The organism is Georgenia phoenicis (genome assembly GCF_047302425.1).
Classification (GTDB): Bacteria; Actinomycetota; Actinomycetes; order Actinomycetales; family Actinomycetaceae; genus Oceanitalea.
The window spans coordinates 1,426,312-1,446,153 of sequence record NZ_CP154855.1 but is presented as its reverse complement, the minus strand read 5'-3'; the positions used below and the strand labels follow the sequence as shown (position 1 = coordinate 1,446,153).

The following is a 19,842-nucleotide window of genomic DNA, read 5'->3' as shown; positions in this document are numbered from 1 at the left end:
ATCGCGGGTGTATCGGGCGCCGCATACGCCCCTGCAACACGCGGCCGCGTTGGCTGGGAGCATGAGCGACACCGCGCCCCGCCTCCTGGCCGCACGACGGCTCCTCACCGTCCTCGCCCTGCTCGCGGGCCTCGCGCCCGGCCTCCTCGGGTGCGGGGCCGAGGCGCCCACGGAGCAGCCGGCCGAGCCGTCCCCGCCGACCCGGACCGAGGAGCCCGACGGCCGCCTCCCCCACGGCGCGACGGTCCGCGACGAGGATCTCGCGGGCATCGCCCGGCTCGACCCGGAGCTGGCGGCCGCGCTGCGCCGGGCCACGACCGACGCCGCGGCGGACGGCATCGGGATCCAGGTCAGCAGCGGGTGGCGCTCCGCCGCCTACCAGGAGGACCTCCTCGACGACGCCGTCTCCCGGTACGGGTCACGGGAGGAGGCGGCGCGCTGGGTCGCGACGCCGGAGACCTCGCCGCACGTGAGCGGCGAGGCGGTCGACGTCGCGCCCTACGACGCCATCGACTGGCTCGCCCGCCACGGCGACCGCTACGGGCTGTGCCAGATCTACGGCAACGAGTCGTGGCACTACGAGCACCGGCCGGACGCCGTGGACGGCGGCTGCCCGCCGATGTACGAGGACCCGACCCAGGACCCGCGGATGCAGCGGTGACCGCTCAGGCGCGCCAGCCCTTGGCGCGCTGGCCGGCGACCCAGGCGGCGACCTGGGTGCGGCGCTGCAGGCCCATCTTCGCCAGCAGGGCGGTGATGTGGTTCTTGACCGTCTTCTCCGCGACGCCGAGCTTCTCGCCGATCTCGCGGTTGGACAGGCCGTCGCCGATGAGGTCGAGGACGCGGCGCTCGGAGGGGGTGAGGTCCGCCGTCGGGTCGTCGTGGTCGGCCCGGCGGCGGGTGACGGTGCGCTCGTCCAGGAGCGTGCGGCCGGCGGCCACCGCCTTGATGACGTCGGCGATCTCCGCGCCGCGCACGGTCTTGAGGAGGTAGGCGCGGGCGCCCGCCTCGAGGGCCTCGGCGAGCGCGTCGTCGTCGTCGAAGGAGGTGAGGACGACGGCGCGGGCCTCGGGGACCGTCTCGCGCAGGTTGCGGATGATGTCGATGCCGGTGCCGTCGGGCAGCTGGAGGTCGACGAGGAGGATCTCGGGGCGCACGAGCGGCGCGCGGCGCAGGGTCTCGGCGACCGAGCCGCCCTCGGCGACGACCGTGAGGCCCTCGGAGCGGTCGACGATCTCGGCGATGCCGCGTCGCACCACCTCGTGGTCGTCGATGATCATCACGCGGATGTCGCGCTGTCCGGAGGTGGTCTGCTCGGTCGTCACACTCCGACCCTAGCGTCCCCGCGCGGCCGGGCCGGACAGCCCACCGGCGGTGTCGCGCCCGCGTACCCTCGGGCAGGTGACCAGCTCCCCCGAGACCGCCGCCGTCGTCGTCCAGCGGGTGCGTGAGCGCTTCGACACGGGCGTCACCCGCCCGCTGTCGTGGCGGCTGGCGCAGCTCGACCGGCTCGCCACGCTGCTCACCGAGCACGCGCGCGAGATCGAGGCAGCGCTCCACGCCGACCTGCGCAAGTCCCCCACCGAGGCGCACCTCACGGAGATCGGGCTGCTGCTCGGGGAGATCCGCCACACCCGCAAGCACCTGCGCTCGTGGCTCGCGCCGCAGCGGGTGAGCGTGCCCTGGCAGTACCAGCCGGCGCGCGCCTCCCTCGTCCTCGAGCCGCTCGGGGTCGTCACCGTCATCGCCCCGTGGAACTACCCCGTCTCCCTGCTCCTCGGACCGCTCATCGGCGCGCTCGCCGCCGGCAACACGGCCGTCCTCAAGCCCTCGGAGCTGGCGCCGCGCACCGCCGAGACGCTCGAGCGGCTCGTGCCCGAGTACCTCGACGGGGTCGCGGTCGTCACCGGCGGCGCGGAGCGGACCACCGAGCTGCTGCGCGAGCGGGTCGACCACATCGTCTACACCGGTGGTGAGCGGGTCGCGCGGATCGTCATGACGGCCGCAGCGCAGCACCTCACGCCCGTCACGCTCGAGCTCGGTGGGAAGTCCCCCGCCTGGGTCGACTCGACCACCGACCTGCCGGCCGCGGCCCGGCGCATCGCGTGGGGCAAGCTCGTCAACGCGGGCCAGACCTGCGTCGCGCCCGACTACCTCCTCGCGCCGCCCGACGTCGCCCGCGCCCTCGAGCCGCTGCTCGTCCGGGAGATCCGGGCGATGTACGGCGCCGACCCGGCGGCCAGCCCGGACTTCGGGCGCATCGTCACCACCGAGCACGCCGCCCGGCTCGAGCGGGTGGTCACCGAGTCGGTGGCGGCCGGGGCGCGCGTCGTCGTCGGCGGCGAGACGGACGTCGCCGCGCGCTACGTGCCGCCCACCGTCCTCGCCGACGTCGCTCCCGACTCCCCCGCCATGGCCGAGGAGCTCTTCGGGCCCGTGCTGCCGATCGTCCCCGTCCCCGACCTCGACGCCGCCATCGCGCACGTGCGCCGCGGGGAGAAGCCGCTCGCGCTGTACGCCTTCACCACCGACCCGCAGGTGCGCACCCGGCTGCTGCGCGAGACGTCCTCGGGGGCCGTCGGCTTCGACGTGCCGCTGCTCCAGGCCTCGATGCCCTCGCTGCCCTTCGGCGGCGTCGGTGCCTCCGGGATGGGCGCCTACCACGGCGAGGCCTCGGTCAAGGCCTTCAGCCACGCCAAGCCGGTCGTCCGCAAGCCGCTGCTGCCCGACACGCTCGCCGTGGTCCGCCCGCCCTTCACCGCCCTGCGGCGCGCGGTGGCGCGGCGGATTCTCTGACGCCTCAACCACTCACAACCGCTCCGGCGCTGCCGATCTCTGGTCGGCAAGGGGGGATCCCTCTGCGCATCTCACCAACGGAGCAGCTGATGAACCGCAGCACCCTCACGGTCGGCCGCCGCCTGGCGCTCGGCTTCCTCCTCGTCATCCTCACCACGGTCGCCGTCGCCGGCGTCGGGGTGAGCCGGGTGCACCAGATCGAGGAGCACCTGACGACCGTCAACGACGTCAACGGCGTCAAGCAGCGGTACGCGATCAACTTCCGCGGCAGCGTCCACGACCGCGCGATCGCGCTGCGCGACGTCGTCCTGGCCCGTGACGCCGGCGAGGTCGCCGCCGAGGTCGCGCTCATCGACTCCCTCGCGGCCGACTACGCCGAGTCCGCCGGGCCGATGGCCCAGCTCTTCGCCGACCCCTCGCTCGTCAGCGACGAGGAGGTCGCCGCCATGGCGGAGATCGAGCGCATCGAGGCGGAGACGATGCCCGTCGTCGACGAGGTCGTCGCGCTCAAGAACGCCGGGGACGAGGCCGCCGCGCTCGCGCTCCTCACCGACCGCGCCAAGCCGCTGTTCGTCTCCTGGCTCGACGCCATCAACGTCCTCATCGACCTCGAGGAGGAGATGAACGCCGTCGAGACGGCGGAGGCGCGCGGCATCGCCGGCGGCTTCCTCCCCATGATGATCGGCCTGGTCCTCGTCGCCGGTGCCCTCGCCACCGCCGTCGCGTGGTGGATCGTCCGCAGCATCACCCGCCCGCTCGGGCACGCCGTCGACGTCCTCGCCGCCGTCGCCGACGGCGACCTCACCGCCCGGATGGACGTGCGCTCGGACGACGAGGTGGGCCGCATGGGCCGCTCCCTCAACACCGCCCTCGGCTCGATCGGCGAGGCGATGGCCGCCGTCGCCGCCCGCACCGACGGCCTGACGGCGATGAGCGGGCGCATCGGGCGCCTGTCCGACGACATCGCCGCGGGTGCGCAGAGCTCGGCCACCCAGGCCGGCGTCGTCGCCTCGACCGCCGCGGAGGTCTCCCGCAACGTCCGGACCGTCGCGTCCGGCGCCGAGCAGATGGGTGCCTCGATCAGCGAGATCGCGCACAACGCCGGGGAGTCGGCGACGGTTGCCCAGCAGGCGGTCGCCGCCGTCGGGACGACGACGGCGACGATGAGCCGCCTGGGCGAGTCCAGCCGGGCGATCAGCGAGGTCGTCGGGGTCATCACCTCGATCGCCGAGCAGACCAACCTCCTCGCGCTCAACGCGACGATCGAGGCCGCCCGGGCCGGTGCCGCGGGCAAGGGCTTCTCCGTCGTCGCCGGCGAGGTCAAGGAGCTCGCGCAGGAGACCGCCAAGGCCACCGAGGACATCACCCGCAAGGTCGAGGCCATCCTCACCGACACGCGCGAGGCGGTGAGCGGGATCTCCGAGGTCGAGGGCGTCATGCGCCAGCTGCACGAGTACCAGATGTCGATCGCCGCGGCGGTCGAGGAGCAGACGCTGACGACGGAGGAGATGAACCGCGGGCTCGGTGAGTCCGCCGCGGGCTCGGGCCAGATCGCCGAGAGCATCGTCGACGTCGCCCGCGTGGCCGAGACGACGACCGGCTCGGTCGCGGAGTCCCAGCGCGCCGCCGAGGAGCTGTCGGAGTTCGCCGACGAGCTCCAGCGGCTCATGGAGCGCTTCCGCTTCACGGCCGAGCGCGAGACGGCCGGGGTGTAGCGACCGGACGCCCGCTTCGGTCGCGCCCGGACACCGCTTCGGTCGCCCATTCCCACCATCGGTCGCACTTTCGCGCGGTGCCGGATGAGCGGAAGGTGCGACCGAAGCGGCGTCAGCCGCGTGAGGGCCGCTGGCAGCGGGGGCAGAAGGTCGAGGACCGGCCCATGAAGGACTCGCGGCGCATGGGCGTCCCGCAGCGCCGGCACGGCTGCCCGGCGCGGCCGTAGGCGTCCAGCGAGCGGGCGAAGTACCCGCTGGCGCCCTCGACATCGACGTAGAGCGCGTCGAAGGACGTGCCGCCCGCCGCCAGCGCCTCGCGCATGACGGCCTCGGACGCGTCGAGGAGCTCGAGGACGGCGCGCTGGGTGAGGCGGTCGGTGGCGCGGCGCGGGTGGAGGCGGGCGCGCCACAGCGCCTCGTCGGCGTAGATGTTGCCGATGCCCGAGACGAGGGACTGGTCGAGCAGCGCGCGCTTGACCTCGGTGCGCCGCTGCCGCAGGCGCCGGGCGAGGGCGGCGCGGTCCAGGTGCGGGTCGAGCGGGTCACGGGCGATGTGGGCGGCCGGCTCGGGCAGCGCGGGCAGCGGTGAGCCGAAGCCGCCCGGGTGGCCGTCCGCCGTCGGGACGAGCTCGGCGACGAGCAGGTGCCCGAAGGTGCGCTGGTCGACGAACCAGAGCCGGGCGCCGTCGTCGAGCTCGAGGGACACGCGCAGGTGGCGCGTCGGGTCGGGCGGGACGCCGGGGGCCGCGGTCGGTGCGCGGTCGGCCGGAGGAATCCGGCTGTCGGCGCTAAGTGCGCTGTCGGCGGTAAGTGTGCTGTCGGCGGTAAGTGTGCTGTCGGCGGGGAGGGGGCTCGGGGCGGGCGCGGGCGGGTGGACGAGGCGCTCGGGGGCCGGCAGCGTGAGCGCGGCGTCGTCGCGGCGGACGAGGAGCTGGCCGCTCATGCCGAGGTGGACGAGCAGCGCGGCGTCGTCGTCGAGCACGAGCCACAGGTACTTGCCGCGCCGCGCCGCGGCGGTGAGGGTGCGCCCGGTCAGCCGGCCGGGCAGGTCGGGCGCGCCTCCCGGGTGGCGGCGCACCGCGCGGGGGTGGTGGACGACGGCGCCCGTGACGCGCCGGCCCAGCACGTGCCGGGCCAGGCCGTCGCGGACGGTCTCGACCTCGGGCAGCTCGGGCATCGGCTCAGGTGCCGGGCTGCTCGGCGAGGAGGCGGGTGTAGGCGTCCTCGGCGGCCTGCTGCTCGGCGATCTTCTTCGCCGAGCCGCTGCCGGTGCCGTAGTCCTGCCCGGCGACGAGGACGGTCGCGGTGAAGCTGCGCGCGTGGTCGGGACCGGTGCCGACGACCTGGTAGGTGGGGGCGGGCAGTCCGCGGGAGGCGACGAGCTCCTGCAGGCTCGTCTTCCAGTCCAGGCCGGCGCCGAGGGTGGCCGCCTGGGCGAGGAGGTCGGCGACGAGCCGCTCGATCATCGCCCGGGTGGGCTCGAGGCCGTTGCACAGGTAGGCCGCTCCGATGAGCGCCTCGACGGTGTCGGAGAGGATCGAGTCCTTCTCCCGCCCGCCGGTGACGAGCTCACCGCGCCCGAGGAGGATGAAGTCGCCCAGCCCGAGCGCGCGGGCCACCCCGGCCAGCGCGCGCTGGCTCACCGTCGCGGCACGCATGCGCGCGAGGTCGCCCTCGGCGGTCCCGGCGTTCTCCCGGTAGAGCCGCTCGGTGACGACGAGCCCGAGCACCGTGTCCCCGAGGAACTCCAGCCGCTCGTTCGTCGGGATGCCGCCGGCCTCGTGGGCGAAGGAGCGGTGCGTGAGGGCGAGCACGAGGAGCTCGGGGTCGATGTGGATGCCGAGGCGCTCGAGGAGGACGTCGACGTCGTCGCGGGCCGGCCCCGCGGCCACCTTGCGTGCCACCTCAGCGAGCCTCGCCGTCGGTCCCGTCCGTGGCGTCGTCGCCCTCGTCGCCCGCGAGCCCGGCGAGCGCCGCCCAGCGCGGGTCGATGTCGACGTGCTCGTGGTCGGCGGGCAGGTCGTCGAGGCGCTCCCCGCAGCCCGCGCACAGGCCGCGGCAATTCTCGTCGCAGACCGGGTGGAAGGGCATGGCGGTGACGACGGCGTCGCGCAGGACGGGCTCGAGGTCGAGCATCTCGCCCTCGATCTCGTGCATGTCCTCCGCCTCCTCGTCGCCGTCGTCGAGGGCGGCCTGGCGGCCCCCGGGGTAGAGGAAGAGCTCGCTGAGCGGGACGGTGCGGGACTCGGTGATCTCGCGCAGGCAGCGCACGCACTCCCCGGCGAGCTCGACGCGGGTGTCGCCGGAGACGAGGACGCCCTCCATGACGGCCTCGAGGCGCAGGTCCAGCGCGATGTCCGAGCCGGCCACGACGCCCATGACGGCGGTGCCGAAGTCGTCCGGCGCGCTCACCGTGCGCTCGACCGTGCGCATCGCCCCGGGCTGACGCGCGAGCTCGTGCGTGCTGATGACGAAGGGCGATCGAGAGTCCATGGTCACTCCTGGTCGGACGGGAGGTCGGCGGGCACCCCGCAGCCGCTCCACGCTACCCCACGGCCTGTGCGCCCACGTGGTGAGGTGGGCGACACCGTCAGTCCTGGCGGGTGGCGAGCCGGTCGCGGCCGGCGCGGACCTGCTTGGCGATGGCGCCGAGGTCGATCTCGAACTGCGCGAGCTGGCGGTCGCAGTAGTCGTCGGCGTCCCGGGCGAGCTGCGCGGCCCGCTCCTCCGCCTCGGCGATGATCTGCTCGCTGCGCTCGCGCGCCAGCTCGACGACGCTCTCCCGGCCGACGAGGCGCTCGGCCTGCTCCTCGGCCTCCTGGAGGATGCGGGCGGCCCGCTCACGGGCGTCGGCGAGGACGTCCTCCGCGCCGGTGAGGACGTCGTCGGCGGCCTGGATCTCCCCGGGGACGACGGCCTTGGCGGCGGCGATGAGGTCGAGCGCCTCGGCACGGTTGACGAGCACAGAGGCCGACATCGGCATCTGCCGGGCCTCGGTGACGAGCGAGGCGAGCTCGTCGAGGATGGCGAGGAGCGAGGCGCCGTCGTGGTCGGCGGTCATCGGGGCTCTCCAGGGGCGAAGGCCGCGCGCAGGGCGCGGGCGACGGCGGGCGGGACGAGGTCGGAGACGTCGCCGCCGTGGCGGGCGACGTCCTTGACGAGGGAGGAGGCGACGTGGGCGAGGGCGCCGTCACCGACGACGAAGACCGTCTCGACGCCGGACAGGTGCCGGTTCATCAGCGCCATCGGCTGCTCGGCGTCGAAGTCGGCGCCGCCCCGCAGGCCCTTGACGACGGCGCTCGCGCCCTCGCGGCGGAGGTAGTCGGCGAGGAGCCCGTCGACGACGTCGACCCGCACGTCCATGCCCTCGGTGGCCTCCCGGGCGAGCGCGACGCGCTGCTCGAGGGGGAAGAGGTAGCTCTTGCGCGAGTTGTGGGCGACGGCGAGGACGACCTCGTCGAACATGCTGCGCGCGCGGCGCACGACGTCGAGGTGCCCGAGGGTGACGGGGTCGAAGGAGCCGGGGCAGACGGCGAGGGTCATCGCTGCTCCTCCGTCGCGCCCATGCCGGCCACGGTAGTCGGCCCGGCGACGGCGGCGGCGAACCACAGGGTCGTGTCGCCGTAGCGGCGCTCGTCGGTGCGCTCGAGGGCCGCCGGCCACACCGGCTCGGGGCTGCGGCGGGAGCGCTCGACGACGACGACGGCGTCCTCGGCCAGCCACGCGGCGAGGGCGGCGAGGACGTCCCCGAGCTCGGTCTCGGTGACGTCGTAGGGCGGGTCGACGAGGACGAGGTCGTAGGCGGTGCTCGGCGCGCCCATGAGGTAGCCGCGGGCGGTGGCGCCGACGACGACGGCGGTCTCCCGCAGCCCGAGGGCGGCGACGTTGCTCCGGCAGGCGGCGACGGCCGGCTTGGCGGAGTCGACGAGCGTGACGCTCACGGCCCCGCGGCTCGCGGCCTCCAGGCCGAGCGCGCCGGAGCCGGCGTACAGGTCGAGGACGCGGGCGCCGTCGACGACGCCCTCGTGCTCCAGCCGCGAGAACAGCGCCTCGCGCACCCGCTCGCTCGTCGGGCGCGTGGGGCCCTTGGGGACGGTGAGGGTGCGGCCGCCCGCCGTCCCGGACACGATCCTCGTCACGGTCCCGACCCTACGCCCGCGAGCGCCGTCGCCGCGCCGTCGCCCAGGAGGCCGGAGGGGACGGAGAGCGTGACGACGGCGATGACGAGCAGCACCGCGACCGCGACCATGAGGACGACGACGACGGCCACCGCCCACGCCACCCAGCGCGGCGGGCGGCCCCTCACCGGTGCTCCCGGCGGCGCGCCGGGCGCACCGCGAGGACGACCGCGAGCGCGGTGAGCGCGACCTGGAGGACGAGGAGCACCGGCGTCACTGCGCCGACGAGGACGGCGACGAGCAGCGGGACCGCGCCGAGCAGGACGACGTCGGGGCCGGTGTTGGCGATCGTCGCCATGCCCGGCGGGTAGGCACCCATCGGCGTGACGATGAGCGGGCCGGAGAAGTCCGCCTCCGGGCGGTAGGCCGAGCGCACCGCTCCCCCGGCCCACACCGGCGCGGCGAGCAGGCCGAGCGCGAGCCAGCCGGTGAGGTCCGCGTAGGCGTGGCCGAGCACCGCGAAGACGGGGACGGTCCACACGAGCATGGCGAGCACCGGGACGGCCAGGCGCCACAGCCGCACCGTGCGCTGGGAGACGGGCAGGAGGGCGTCGACGGCGGGCACCGCGTGCGCGTCGCGGGCGCCCTGGGCGGTGGTGAGGGCACCGAGCCAGGCGCCGGCGACGACGAGGAGGGCGGTGACGAGGGCGGGCAGGGACGGGACGAAGGGCGCGAGGAGGGCGAGCGCGGCGCCGCAGCCGAGCTGGACGACCCGGCGCGGTGAGCGCAGAAGCAGACGGGCGTCCGCGACGGCGACGACGACGCCCGGCCCCAGGAGCCGCACGAGCCGGGGCACGCCGCGCAGCCGGGCGGAGCGGCGCCGTCCCCGCGTGGGCTCGGTGTCCAGGGCCCGGCCGAGCGCACGGGTGTCCATGGTCAGCGAGGCACCCTGGAGCTCGACGGTCGCGGCACCCCGCTCGCGCAGCTCGGTGTCGTGGACGCGCGGCAGGGCGCGCAGGGCGGCGAGGGCTGCGAGCGCCGCCAGTCCGAGGGCCGCGCCCACCGGCCACCACGCGCCGCTGACGGCGATGGGCCCGGGCGGGGCGAGCGCGAGGACGAGCGCCGCGACGGGGACGAGCGCGAGGAGGAGGTCGCCGCCGAGGCTCGCCGCCCGCCGTCGTCCGCCCGCCTCGAGGGGGACGAGCGCGAGCGCGACGGCGGCGCCGAGCCCGAGCCCGGCGAGCGCGGCGGCGACGGCGTGGGCCAGGGTGAGCGCGGGGTCCAGGGCGAGGGCGAGGAGAAGCCCGCTGACGGCGCCGACGCCGCCGGAGACGCCGGTGGGCACGAGCAGGGAGGGGCGCAGGAGGGAGCCGCGCTCCCCCGGCAGCGGCAGCCACCACGCCGCCCGCGCCGCGCCGAGGGAGACCGGGCCGGTGCGGGCGAGGATCCCGGTCCCGGCGCCGAGGACGGCGACCGCGAGGAGCACGCTGATCCAGCCGGTGTCGAGACCGGCCGACGGCGGGGCCGCGGCGCGGAGCAGGCCCTGGCTGCGGGCGAGCGCGCCGACCATCGCGACGGCCACGGCGAGGGTGAGGAGGACCGTGTAGGCGTCGGAGAGCAGCTCTCCGACGCTCGTGCTGCGGCGCGACCCGTGCACCAGGCGGGTCCAGCGGCGCATGGCGCCGCCGCTGGGGTAGCCGTCCGCGCCTGAGGCGTTCACACACGTCCCTTCCGGTCTCCGGGCGTCGGACCTGCAGCGGTCGCGACAGTCCCTATGATCACGCCACCGGGTGAGGGAGGGGCGCAGGTGGACAACAGTGTCGTCGGACGTCGGAGCCTGTGGGGGCTGGTCGTCGCCATCGTCGTCGTGCTCGTCGCGGGCGCGGTGCTGCCGCTGGAACCCGGGGAACCGGTAACCGCGCGCTTCATCCGCGTGTACTCGGCTGTCGCGGTGGCCCTCGGCGTCCCGCTCGCCGGTGATGCCAGGACGCAGGCCTTCGAGCTGGGGCTTTCCCGCCCGCGGCCGATCCGGGTGGTGGTCACGACCCTCCTCGTCCTCGTGCCTCTCCTCGGCAACGGCTACCTCGTCCTCGCCCAGCTGCGCGTCGGCATCGTGCCGGTCGCGGGGCTCCTCACGACCGTCGCCGCTGCCGTCGGCCTCGGCACGGTCCTCACCCTCTCGCTGCGTCCCGTGCCCACCGGGGACGCGGCCAGGGAGTCCGCCAGGCCCGGCTGGCGCGCGGCGGTCCCGGCGGGCGTGGCGGCGGGCGCCCTCGCGCTCGGCGTGTCCGCGGTGCCGCTCGCTGCAGAGGCGGTGCTCGTCGACGGGACGACGGTGCAGCCGTCCGTCGGTGAGCTGGACCTGCCCGAGTCGCTGGGCCGGGCGGCGTGGACACGGGAGCTCGCCTGGGACGTGTCGGCCCGTGACGCCGCGCCCGTCGCCGGCGGCCTCGCGCTCGAGACCGACGACTCCACCGGCGTCGTCATGCTCGACGGCGCCACGGGCGAGGAGCGGTGGTCCTTCCACCGCTCGGGGACCGTCGTCGACGAGCTCGTCCCCGCCGACGCCGGCCGGCTGCTCGTCGTCGTCCACCACCACCCGCCGGCCGGGCCCTGGAACCCCGCACGGACCTGGTCCGTGCTCGACGCGACCACCGGTGAGCTGCTCACGGGCCCGAGCGACGCCCCGCCCTTCGCGGGGTCACCCGGGTACCGCTCCGCCACGAGGGAGGCGCCCTCGGACGCGCCCGTCGCGGGCGACGTCGCCCTCGGGGGGACGGACGCGCCCGACAGCGAGCCGCGCGTCGCGTACTCGCTGCGGACCGGCGCCGAGCTGTGGCGCTGCGAGCCGGCGGACTGCGCCGGCGTCGTCGCGGCCGAGGACGCCTTCGTCGTCACGGACGGCCGCCGGCTACGGGCACTGGACCCGCGCAGCGGGGAGGAGCTGTGGGCGACGGACGACGGCGGCTGCGGCCTCGACGTCCTCGGCGTGGACGAGGGTGTCGTCGTCACGCGGTGCGGCTCCTCGGGGGACGTCGTCGCGACCGACGTGGCCACCGGTGAGGAGCGCTGGGCGACAGCCCTGCCCGACAGCGGCAGCTACAACCGTCCCGTCGGCGTCTCGCACGGCGCGGTCAACGTCCGCACGACGCAGGCCCTGCCGGACGTCCCCCGGCTCCCCGCGTCCGTGACCGCTTTCGACAGGGTGTCCGAGGACCGCCTCACGGTCGTCCTCGACGTCCGCAGCGGCGAGCCGCGCATCCAGCTGCCGGCCGGCGGCTACGCCTCGGCGCTGGTCGACGACGTCGTCGTCGTCGCCGACACCGAGCTCCACAGCGCGGCGGTGACCTACGACCTGGACACCGGGGAGAGCACCCTGGTCCACCACCTCGGCGCGAGTGACGAGCCGGAAGCCCTCGACCCGGCGGACGGCCTGCTCAAGCTCATCTCCCCCTCCTGCGCCGACCTCGCCGACGGCGTCCACTGCCCGGTCCTCTACGACCCGTTCCACGTCGCGACACTGGGACCGGACGGCGGCGTGAGCGTCCGGCGGTGGTCGGACCTCGCGGTGCCGGACGGCCTCGTGGCCGGCCCGGGACTGTGGGCCGGGGACTGGGACCGGCAGGGGCTGCTCCCCGTCCCGGGAGGCACCGTGCTCTCCGCCGCCGTCGGCTCCGGCTCTGGGCAGCAGGTCATCGTGGGGCTCGTGCCCTAGAGCGCCGCGATGGCCGCGGCGGCGGGGTCGAGGACCGTGGGAGGCGATACGTGGCCGGTCTCCGGGCGTCGGACCTGCCGCGGTCGCGACAGTCCCTATGATCACGCCACCGGGTGAGGGAGGGGCGCAGGTGGACAACAGTGTCGTCGGACGTCGGAGCCTGTGGGGGCTGGTCGTCGCCATCGTCGTCGTGCTCGTCGCAGGCACGGTGCTGCCGCTGACACCCGGGGAATCGGTCGACGCGCGGGTCATCCGCGTCTTCTCGGCCGTCTCGGTGGCCATCGCGCTGCTCGTCGCGGTCCGCGCCAGGACGCACGCACTCGACTGGGAGCTGCCCCGGCCACGGCTCGGCCGCACGGTCGTCGCGGCGGTCCTCGCACTGGTGCCTGCACTCGGCAACGGCTACCTCACCCTCGCCCAGCTCCGCAGCGGGCTCACCCCGGCCGCCGGCCTCGTGACGACGCTCGGCGCCGCTGCCGGCCTCGGCACGGTGCTCGTCCTCGGGCTGCGCCGGACAGAGGACGATGACGAGCCGGCCGCCGGGCCTGCGGACGCTCCGTCGAGCGCGACCTGGCGGACCGCACTGCCCGCGGGAGCCGTCGCCGTCGCCCTCGCGCTCGCCGCCTCTGCCGCCCCCTTCGCCGCCGAGGCGGCCCTCGTCGACGGGACACCGGCCGATGCACCCGTCGTGGAGGCGACCCCACCGGCGGCCCTCGGCCGCGCCACGTGGACCTACGAGGTCGGTGGCCGCGTCGACGCAGCGCCCGTCGCGGGCGGGCTGGCCCTCGCGACGGACGACTCCGGCGTCGTCATGCTCGACGGCGTCACGGGTGAGGAGCGGTGGAGCTACCAGCGTTCCGGCTCGTCCGTCGCCAGCCTCGTGCCCGCCGACGGCGGGCGGCTGCTCGTCGTCGTTCACGACCACCCCTCCGCGGGCCCGTGGGAGCCCGCGTGGACGTGGACGGTCCTCGACGCGGCCACCGGGCAGGTCGTGACCGGACCGCACGACCAGAGCCTCTGGTGGCCGAAGAGCGTTCCGGGGCGGGTGGGCGACCGGGCTGCCGTCGTCGGTGACGTCGCACTGGTCGCGGGCCACGCCGACAGGACTGCCGTCCGTACCGCGTACTCGCTGCGCGACGGCGCGCAGCTGTGGAGCTGCCCGGTCGCAGACTGCAACAACGTCGTCATCACCGAGGACGCCGTCGTCGTGACCGCCGGGAACCGGCTGCGCTCGCTCGATCCGCGCACCGGCGAGGAGCGGTGGGTCGTCGAGCGACCCGGCCGGTGCGAGCTGCGGGAGCCCGCGCTGGACTCCGGCGTCCTCGTCGCCTGGTGCGACGGCGCCTCGGAGGTCGTCGGGCTCGACAGCGTGGACGGTGCCGAGCTCTGGACGCTCGAGATCCGGCCGGGCGACTTCGCCTACCTCTTCACCTCCCGCGGCGTCGTCAACATCCACGACGTGCAACCGCGGCCTGAGGTGCCCGAGCTGCTGGACCACCGCAGTGGTGAGCGGCTGGACGGCGGCGTGGTCCTCGCCGTCGACGTCCGCACCGGCGAGCCGCTCGTCCAGGTGCAGCAGACCGAGTACGTGAGCACCCGCGCCGGGGACACGCTCATCGTCACAAACGACAACGACGAGTACGCGCTGGCGGCCTACGACCTGGCCAGTGGCGAGAGCACGTCGCTCACCGCCCCCTGGAGCGCGGAGGGTCCCCACCCCCTCGCACCCGCCGACGGCAACCTGGAGGTGTGGGACGAGCTCTGCGTCGACCTCGCCGACGGCACCCACTGCGCGGTGGCGTTCGACTCGCTGCACGTCGCGTCCCTCAGCGTGGACGGGGACCTGCACGTCCAGCGCTGGTCCGACCTCGGCGTTCCCGACGGCCTGCGGGCCGGTCCGGGGCTCCGCGCTCCCACGAACGACCACGCGCACCTGCTCACCGTGCCGGGTGCCACGGTCCTGGCGGCCTCCGTCCGCGGCACGGACGGCGAGCGACAGGTGCTCGTCGGGCTCGCACCCTAGAGCGCCGCGATCGCGGCGGCGCCGGCGGCGGGGTCGAGGACCGTGACGCCGTCGTCGTGGAGAAGGACGACGCTGGTGGCGGCGCGCTCGACGAGCACGGGGTCGTGGGAGGCGACGAGGACTGCCCCGCCGTCCTCGCGCTCCTCGACGAGCATGTCCGCGAGGCGGTTGCGCATGCCGGCGTCCAGGCGCTGCTCGGGCTCGTCGAGGACGAGCAGGGAGCGCGGGCGGGCGAAGGCCGCGGCGAGCAGCACCCGGCGGCGCTGGCCGGAGGACAGGGCGGTGGGCAGCGCGTCGGCGCGCCCGGCGAGGCCGAAGTCCTCGACGAGGTCGGCGACGACCTCCCGGGCCTCGGGCACGCGGTGGCCGAGCGCGGTGAGCATGAGGTGCTCGGTGACGGTGAGCGCGGGGAAGAAGGCGTCGTCGCCGAGCACGCTGGCGACGGCGGCGCGCACCTCCCCCGTGCGCGGGTCGGGCGGGGCGCCGAGCAGGCTGACGCTGCCGCCCAGGGGCTCCTGCAGGCCGAGGACGGTCCGCAGGAAGGTCGACTTGCCGGTGCCGTTGGCGCCGATGACGGCGACGGCCTCCCCGGGCCGGACCGCGAGGTCGACGGGTGCGCAGACCGGCTCCTCGCCGTAGCCGACGCTCAGGGACCGGGCGAGGAGGAGCGGCTCGTCGGGCATGGGAGGGAGGGTACTGGCCGCGTGTCAGGCCCGGTCGAGGAACTGGGCGCGCTCGGGGTCGAGCTGCTCGGTGATCGCCTGGAGCAGGGCCGGGTGGTCCATGAGGAGGCGGTCCTGGTCGACGAGCCGGCGCGCGTCCCAGCGGGCCTTCTCGATGACGTCCGTGTCGGTGAGGACGCGCAGCAGCCGCAGCGAGCTGCCGCGGCCCGACTGGGCGGCGCCGAGGATGTCGCCCTCGCGGCGCTGCTCGAGGTCCACCTGGGCGAGCTCGAAGCCGTCGGTGGTGGCCTCGAAGGCCCGCAGGCGGGTCATCGCCGGGGTGCCCTCGGCGGCGGTGGTCCACGCGATGCACGTGCCGGGGCGGGCGCCGCGGCCGATGCGCCCGCGCAGCTGGTGGAGCTGGGAGATGCCGAAGCGGTCGGCGTCCATGATGACCATGACCGAGGCCTCGGGGACGTCGACGCCGACTTCGACGACCGTCGTCGTCACGAGGACGGGCACCTGCCCGGAGGCGAAGGCGGCCATGGTGGCCTCCTTGTCCTCCGGGGACATCCGGCCGTGCAGCTCGCCGATCGCCACGCCCTCGAGGGCGGGGTGCTCGCGGAGGATGGCGGCGACCTCGTCGACGGCGGCGAGCGGCCGGGCGGGCGCGGGGCGCGCGCCGGTGTCCTCGGCGGGCGGCTCGTCGCTCTCGGTGAGGAGGTCGGCCTCGACGTCGTCGTCCTGGGAGGTGATCCGGGGGCACACGACGTAGACGCGGCCGCCGTCGTCGATCTCCTCGCGGGCCAGCTGCCACGTGCGCTCGGTCCACCGCGCGTTCGTCGCCGGGGCGAGGAAGGTGCGGATCGGCGAGCGCCCGGCGGGGATCTCCCGCAGCGTGGAGGTCTCGAGGTCCCCGAAGACGGTCATCGCGACCGTGCGCGGGATGGGGGTGGCCGTCATGACGAGCAGGTGGGGGGCGGTGGCGGCCTTGGCGCGCAGGGCGTCGCGCTGCTCGACGCCGAAGCGGTGCTGCTCGTCGACGACGACGAGCCCGAGCTCGGCGAACTGGACGTCCTCCGAGAGCAGGGCGTGCGTGCCGATGACGATGCCGGCCTCCCCCGAGGCGGCGGCGAGGAGGGCCGCCTTGCGGGCGGCGGCGGGCATGGAGCCGGTGAGGAGGGTGACGCGGGTGGCATTCTCGGCGCCGCCGAGCATCCCGGCCTCCGCGAGCGGCCCGAGCATCGCGCTGATGGAGCGGGCGTGCTGGGCGGCGAGCACCTCGGTGGGGGCGAGCAGCGCCGCCTGTCCCCCGGCGTCGACGACCTGGAGCATGGCCAGCAGCGCGACGACGGTCTTGCCCGAGCCCACCTCGCCCTGGAGGAGCCGCTGCATCGGCCAGGGCCGCTCGAGCTCGGCGGACAGCTCGGCGACGACCTCCTGCTGGCCGTGGGTGAGGGTGAAGGGCAGCCGCGCCTCGAAGGCCTCGCGGATGCCGCCGGCGCGGGCGGGGCGCGCGGTGGCGGCGGTGGCCTCGGCCTCCGCGCGCCGCACCGCGAGCGCCGTCTGGAGGACGAAGGCCTCCTCGTAGCGCAGCCGCTCCTGCCCGCGACGCCAGTCCTCCTCCGAGGTGGGCGCGTGGACCAGCCGCAGCGCCTCGAGGAGCGTGGGCATCTTCTCGCGCTGGAGGACGCGGAAGGGGACGGGGTCGGGGACGTCGGCCTCGTGGAGCGGCTCGAGCACGGTCTGGACCGCCCCGCGGATGCGCCACGTTGGCAGCGCGGCGCTGGCCGGGTAGAAGGGCATGGGGCGCTGCTGCTCCTCCACGGCGGCGACGGTGTCGTCCTCCTCCTCGACGACGCGGAAGTCGGGGTTCTTGAGCATCCGCTTGCCGCCGAACTGCTCGACGGTGCCGGTGAACAGGCCCACGCGGCCGCCGTGGAGCTGGCGCTCGCGGCTGGCGAGCAGCCCGCGGCCCCCGAAGAAGCGCAGGAGGAGCTCGCGGTGCCCGTCGCTCACGGTGACGTCGAGCATCGCGGTGCGCGGGTTGCGGGTGGAGCGCAGCGAGGTGCGCACGACCATCGCGTTGACGGTGACGTGGTCCCCCACCGGCAGGTCGGTGAAGTCGGTGAGCCGGCCCGGCTCCCCGTACCGGCGCGGGTAGTGCCGCAGCAGGTCCCAGGCCGTCTCGATGCCGAGCTTGGCCAAGGCCTTGGCGGTGCGCTCCCCGACGAGCCGGGGCAGCGGGGTGCTCAGGACCGTCACTGGACCCCCAGGAGCAGCTCGGGACCGGGGACGCCGGCGTCGAGGACGACGACCTCCGCCTCCGCGGCCACGGCGCCGACGGCGGAGCGCAACCGGTCCGCGACCGCGCCGGCGCCGCTGCCGACGACGGCGGTGACGAACTCGTCGGCGGGGCGCACGAGCCGGTCGACGGCGTCCTCGAGCCCGGCGGCGGTGGAGCGTGCGGTGCGGACCCGCCCGGCGACGTCGGCGGCGGCGGCGAGGCGCGCGGCGGCCGGCACGCCCGGCTGCTGCTCGGCGGCGACGGCGAGGACGGCGGGCTCGGAGCGGGTGGCGGCCACCCCGACGCGCTGCGCGCCGGGGAGCAGCGCACCCTCGGCGAGGACCCGCCCGGCCAGGGCGGCGGACTCCTCGTCGCAGGGCAGGAGGAGGACCTCGCGGGCGGCGGCGTCGACGACGGCGCGCTCGATCCCGGCGGGGTCGGGGTGGACGGCGACGACGGCGCCGGTGGCGGCGAGCGGGGCGGCGAGCCCGGGCAGGCGGGTGCAGGCGACGACGCCCGAGGCCGGGGCGGTGAGCGAGCGGACGCACACCTGCTCGGCGCCCGCAGCCAGGACGGCCGCGGGGTCGGTGGTGTGGACGTGGACCTGCCACAGCGCGCGCTCCCCCGCGCTGCCGCCGACGACGGCGACGGACTCCCCCGCGGCGTCCAGCCGCTCGCGCAGCGCGGCCGCCTCCGCCGCCGTGGCGTGCAGGACGTACATGACCTCCAGGCCGTCACCGGCGCCCTCGCCGATGACGCCGGTGCCGAGCGCGCACGCCGGCCCGTCGGCCGCGGGGCGGGGCGCGGACCACAGGCTCGCGAGGGCCTCCCGGGCGCGGGCGGTGGCGGGGGCGGCGCCATCGACCACCGCGGCGAGCGCCTCGAGGAGGATGGTGTACCCGGCCGCACCGGCGTCGACGACCTCCCGCTCGGCGAGGACCGCGAGCTGGCTGCGGGTGTCGGCGAGGGCGCGCGCGGCGCCCTGCGCGGCGGCGCTGACGACGCCCGCGAGGCTCTGGTCGGGTGCCTCGCGTGCGGCGCGGGCGGCCGCGGCGGCGACGGTGAGGACCGTGCCCTCGACCGGCCGGGCGACGGCCAGCCGCGCGTCCTCGGCGGCGGTGGTGAGCGCGGCGGCGGTGGCCGGGCCGTCGAGCGACTCGCGCCCCGCGACGGAGCGGGCCAGGCCGCGCATCGCCTGGCTGAGGATGACGCCGGAGTTGCCGCGCGCCCCGACGAGCGCCCCGCGGGCGGCGGCCGCGGTGAGCGCGGTGAGGTCCGCCTCCGGGCCGAGCCGCCCGGCCGCGCGCGCCGCCCCCGCGAGGGTGAGGACGAGGTTGGTGCCGGTGTCCCCGTCCGGCACGGGAAAGACGTTGAGGACGTCGACCTGCCGGCGGACGGCGAGGAGGGAGCGCAGCCCCTGCTCGAACCAGCGGCGCACGGCCGCGGGACCGAGCACGGTGAGCGTGTCCGCCACGTCCGTCCTCCCGGGTATCGTCGATCGCGTCCAGGTTAGTGCCCGCCTCCGACACCGTGACGCACCTCGCCCGGTGCCGTTTGGGCCCGCCCGGCGCCGTCGGGTATCCTGCTCAGGTTGCCCTTCGGGGCGGTTGGCTGGCTCGCGCCGTCGACCATCATGACCCTCACGCGATCAGCAGATCGTGTTGCCAGCAAGAGATTCAGGAGAAGACCGTGGCTGCCACCTGCGACGTCTGCGGCAAGCACCCCAGCTTCGGCAAGAGCGTCTCGCACTCGCACGTGCGGACGAGCCGTCGGTGGAACCCGAACATCCAGCGCGTGCGCACCGTGCAGAACGGCACCCCCAAGCGCATGAACGTGTGCACCTCGTGCCTCAAGGCCGGCAAGGTCCAGCGCGCCACCAGCGCCTGACCGCTCCTGCCCGGCCCGCCGGGTGAGCTGATGCGTTGCCGAAGGGCCGCCCGAGTCTCGGGCGGCCCTTCGGTGTGCCCGGGGACCGCTACCGTGGTCCGGTGCAGCTGACGACCGACCGCCTGCTCCTGCGCCCGTGGACCGCCGACGACGTCGACTTCGCTTTCGACCTCTACTCCCGCTGGGAGGTCCAGCGCTTCATCGGCACCGCGCCGCGGGTCATGGCCGACCGCGCCGAGGCGGTCGAGCGCGTCGCGCGCTACCGGCTGCTGGACGAGCACCCCGTCCACGGCGTGTGGCTCGTCGCCGACCGTGACGGCCGGCGGCGGCACGGCGCCGTGCTCCTCAAGGACATCCCCGCCTCGGGGCCGGAGCTGCCGCTCCAGCCCTCCGGCGAGACGGAGATCGGCTGGCACCTCCACCCGGACTCCTGGGGCCAGGGCTACGCGAGCGAGGCCGCCGCGCGGGTGCTGGCCCACGCCGTCGCCGGCGGGCTCACGCGGGTGGTCGCGGTGACCAACCCGGCCAACCACGCCTCCCGGCGGGTGGCGCTGCGCATCGGCATGGAGCACCGCGGCACGACGACGCGCTTCTACAACACCACCTGCGAGCTCTTCGTCGCGGAGTAGGGAGCCTGGC

19 protein-coding genes are annotated in these 19,842 nt (G+C 75.8%); 7 read left to right on the top strand and 12 right to left on the bottom strand.

Annotation, left to right across the window (positions count from 1 at the left end; genetic code table 11):
- Positions 1 to 61 precede the first annotated feature (61 nt).
- Positions 62 to 661, top strand: a complete 600-nt coding sequence (locus tag AA0005_RS06870; RefSeq protein ID WP_413452667.1) for a M15 family metallopeptidase — start codon at positions 62 to 64, stop codon at positions 659 to 661.
- Positions 662 to 665: 4 nt separating this feature from the next.
- On the opposite strand, the gene AA0005_RS06865 is transcribed toward AA0005_RS06870, so the two are convergent.
- Positions 666 to 1,280, bottom strand: coding sequence for a response regulator (locus AA0005_RS06865; protein WP_413453069.1), 615 nt, complete (start codon positions 1,278 to 1,280; stop codon positions 666 to 668).
- Between the two features lie 121 nt (positions 1,281 to 1,401).
- Here AA0005_RS06865 and AA0005_RS06860 point away from each other — a divergent pair, with 121 nt between their 5' ends.
- Both AA0005_RS06860 and AA0005_RS06855 read left to right on the top strand, forming a co-directional pair.
- Positions 1,402 to 2,796, top strand: coding sequence for an aldehyde dehydrogenase family protein (locus AA0005_RS06860; RefSeq protein WP_413452666.1), 1,395 nt, complete (start codon positions 1,402 to 1,404; stop codon positions 2,794 to 2,796).
- 89 nt (positions 2,797 to 2,885) lie between these two features.
- Complete coding sequence (locus AA0005_RS06855; RefSeq protein ID WP_413452665.1) at positions 2,886 to 4,511, top strand: methyl-accepting chemotaxis protein; 1,626 nt, start codon at positions 2,886 to 2,888, stop codon at positions 4,509 to 4,511.
- A 112-nt stretch (positions 4,512 to 4,623) separates the two neighbouring features.
- On the opposite strand, the gene mutM is transcribed toward AA0005_RS06855, so the two are convergent.
- The 8 genes from mutM to AA0005_RS06815 form a co-directional block, all read right to left on the bottom strand.
- Positions 4,624 to 5,688: a bifunctional DNA-formamidopyrimidine glycosylase/DNA-(apurinic or apyrimidinic site) lyase gene (gene mutM, locus AA0005_RS06850; protein ID WP_413452664.1), complete on the bottom strand. Its 1,065-nt coding sequence runs from the start codon at positions 5,686 to 5,688 to the stop codon at positions 4,624 to 4,626.
- Positions 5,689 to 5,692: 4 nt separating this feature from the next.
- Positions 5,693 to 6,415, bottom strand: a complete 723-nt coding sequence (gene rnc, locus AA0005_RS06845) for a ribonuclease III (RefSeq protein ID WP_413452663.1) — start codon at positions 6,413 to 6,415, stop codon at positions 5,693 to 5,695.
- A 1-nt stretch (position 6,416) separates the two neighbouring features.
- Positions 6,417 to 7,004, bottom strand: a complete 588-nt coding sequence (locus tag AA0005_RS06840) for a YceD family protein (RefSeq protein WP_413452662.1) — start codon at positions 7,002 to 7,004, stop codon at positions 6,417 to 6,419.
- Positions 7,005 to 7,101: 97 nt separating this feature from the next.
- Positions 7,102 to 7,572, bottom strand: coding sequence for a hypothetical protein (locus tag AA0005_RS06835; protein ID WP_413452661.1), 471 nt, complete (start codon positions 7,570 to 7,572; stop codon positions 7,102 to 7,104).
- A complete protein-coding gene (coaD, locus tag AA0005_RS06830) occupies positions 7,569 to 8,054 on the bottom strand; it encodes a pantetheine-phosphate adenylyltransferase (RefSeq protein ID WP_413452660.1) in 486 nt (161 codons plus the stop codon). The genes AA0005_RS06835 and coaD overlap by 4 nt, the downstream gene beginning before the upstream one ends.
- Positions 8,051 to 8,650 (bottom strand): 16S rRNA (guanine(966)-N(2))-methyltransferase RsmD, encoded by a 600-nt coding sequence (rsmD, locus tag AA0005_RS06825; RefSeq protein ID WP_413452659.1) that lies wholly within the window; start codon positions 8,648 to 8,650, stop codon positions 8,051 to 8,053. Before rsmD ends, coaD begins: the two co-directional genes overlap by 4 nt.
- Positions 8,647 to 8,781, bottom strand: coding sequence for a hypothetical protein (locus AA0005_RS06820; RefSeq protein ID WP_413452658.1), 135 nt, complete (start codon positions 8,779 to 8,781; stop codon positions 8,647 to 8,649). Before AA0005_RS06820 ends, rsmD begins: the two co-directional genes overlap by 4 nt.
- Positions 8,782 to 8,813: 32 nt before the next feature.
- On the bottom strand, positions 8,814 to 10,349 hold the full coding sequence (locus AA0005_RS06815; protein ID WP_413452657.1) for a DUF6297 family protein: 1,536 nt from the start codon (positions 10,347 to 10,349) through the stop codon (positions 8,814 to 8,816).
- Positions 10,350 to 10,436: 87 nt separating this feature from the next.
- Between AA0005_RS06815 and AA0005_RS06810 the strand changes: the two genes are divergently transcribed.
- Positions 10,437 to 12,344, top strand: coding sequence for a PQQ-binding-like beta-propeller repeat protein (locus tag AA0005_RS06810; protein ID WP_413452656.1), 1,908 nt, complete (start codon positions 10,437 to 10,439; stop codon positions 12,342 to 12,344).
- 130 nt (positions 12,345 to 12,474) lie between these two features.
- Complete coding sequence (locus tag AA0005_RS06805; RefSeq protein WP_413452655.1) at positions 12,475 to 14,367, top strand: PQQ-binding-like beta-propeller repeat protein; 1,893 nt, start codon at positions 12,475 to 12,477, stop codon at positions 14,365 to 14,367.
- On the opposite strand, the gene AA0005_RS06800 is transcribed toward AA0005_RS06805, so the two are convergent.
- The 3 genes from AA0005_RS06800 to AA0005_RS06790 are packed head-to-tail and all read right to left on the bottom strand — an operon-like array spanning position 14,364 to position 18,790.
- Positions 14,364 to 15,050: an ATP-binding cassette domain-containing protein gene (locus tag AA0005_RS06800; protein ID WP_413452654.1), complete on the bottom strand. Its 687-nt coding sequence runs from the start codon at positions 15,048 to 15,050 to the stop codon at positions 14,364 to 14,366. The genes AA0005_RS06805 and AA0005_RS06800 overlap by 4 nt on opposite strands.
- Positions 15,051 to 15,074: 24 nt before the next feature.
- Positions 15,075 to 17,294: an ATP-dependent DNA helicase RecG gene (locus tag AA0005_RS06795; protein WP_413452653.1), complete on the bottom strand. Its 2,220-nt coding sequence runs from the start codon at positions 17,292 to 17,294 to the stop codon at positions 15,075 to 15,077.
- Positions 17,291 to 18,790: a DAK2 domain-containing protein gene (locus AA0005_RS06790; RefSeq protein ID WP_413452652.1), complete on the bottom strand. Its 1,500-nt coding sequence runs from the start codon at positions 18,788 to 18,790 to the stop codon at positions 17,291 to 17,293. The genes AA0005_RS06795 and AA0005_RS06790 overlap by 4 nt, the downstream gene beginning before the upstream one ends.
- 215 nt (positions 18,791 to 19,005) lie before the next feature.
- Here AA0005_RS06790 and rpmB point away from each other — a divergent pair, with 215 nt between their 5' ends.
- Together rpmB and AA0005_RS06780 are read left to right on the top strand one after the other, a co-directional pair.
- Complete coding sequence (gene rpmB / locus AA0005_RS06785; protein WP_413452651.1) at positions 19,006 to 19,203, top strand: 50S ribosomal protein L28; 198 nt, start codon at positions 19,006 to 19,008, stop codon at positions 19,201 to 19,203.
- A gap of 101 nt (positions 19,204 to 19,304) precedes the next feature.
- Positions 19,305 to 19,832 carry a GNAT family N-acetyltransferase gene (locus AA0005_RS06780; protein ID WP_413452650.1) on the top strand — a complete coding sequence of 176 codons (528 nt, stop codon included), beginning with the start codon at positions 19,305 to 19,307 and terminating at the stop codon, positions 19,830 to 19,832.
- Positions 19,833 to 19,842: the final 10 nt, after the last annotated feature.